Source organism: Chryseobacterium sp. NFX27 (assembly GCF_049887855.1).
GTDB lineage: Bacteria > Bacteroidota > Bacteroidia > Flavobacteriales > Weeksellaceae > Chryseobacterium.
Map to the genome: position 1 here is coordinate 1 of NZ_JAGEKK010000044.1, position 1,073 is coordinate 1,073.

At 33.4% G+C, this 1,073-nt stretch carries 1 protein-coding gene; it reads left to right on the plus strand.

Features of this window, described 5'->3' with window-relative positions; all coding sequences use genetic code 11:
* Positions 1 to 158: 158 nt before the first annotated feature.
* On the plus strand, positions 159 to 1,025 hold the full coding sequence (locus J4Q03_RS21305) for an IS3 family transposase (RefSeq protein WP_426050109.1): 867 nt from the start codon (positions 159 to 161) through the stop codon (positions 1,023 to 1,025).
* Positions 1,026 to 1,073: the final 48 nt, after the last annotated feature.

The window sequence follows — 1,073 nt, forward strand, 5'->3', positions numbered from 1 at the left end:
AAAGCATTTTTAGAGAAACAGGCTTACATTGCAGATAAAAAGGTCATATTTTTCGATATGATGATTAATCTTGCCGAGAAAGAATATGATATTGATATCAGAAAAAACTTACCATCCGAACAATCAGCCGCTTCCGCAGTGAAGAAAAAGAAACGCTAATCTTTACCTGCGAATTGTTCGGATTGGATAGACAAGTCTATTATAGAAGTATCAAACGGTATAAAAGCTCACAAAGCAAAGCTTCGAAAGTGATAAAACTGGTAGAAGATATTCGTGTAAAAATGCCAAAATTAGGAGGCAGGAAGCTGTATTTTCTTTTAAAGGAACCTTTAAGATCCTTGAAAATAGGGAGGGATAAGTTTTTTGATATTCTGAGAGCTAATCATCTACTCATAATTCCCAAGAGAAGCTATTGTATCACAACGAATTCTCATCATCGATTCAGAAAGCATAAAAACCTGATTCTGGATTATAGCATAAACAAACCCAACCAGGTGTGGGTAGCAGATATTACCTATATCGGGAATAGAAAAAAGCCAAGTTATCTAAGCCTGATAACCGATGCTTATTCCAAGAAAATCGTTGGATATCATGTTGCAGACAACCTTAATACAGAAAGCAGCCTCGTAGCATTGAGAAAGGCATTAAAGAGCAATAACATTAAAAAAGAACCACTGATTCATCATTCTGACAGGGGCTTACAATATTGTTCAAATCAGTATCAAAGGATTTTGAAAAAGCATCAATTAAAATGCAGTATGACACAGAATTCAGACCCTTACGAAAATGCTGTTGCAGAGAGAGTGAATGGTATTTTAAAACAAGAATTTGATATCGATAAATATGATCTTGAAACTTCCCTTAGAAGAAAAATAGTCAATGAAGCTATTGGAATTTATAATGAATTACGACCTCATTTTTCGAATCATTATTTAACCCCAAATCAAATGCATAAACAAAAGGAAATCAAAATGAAAACTTATAAAAGCAAAAACCAAAGCAAAAACAAATTTGCTCTGGTTTAATTATTTATTTTTGTCCTTTAATCTGTATCGGATTTTCAGGACGAGACA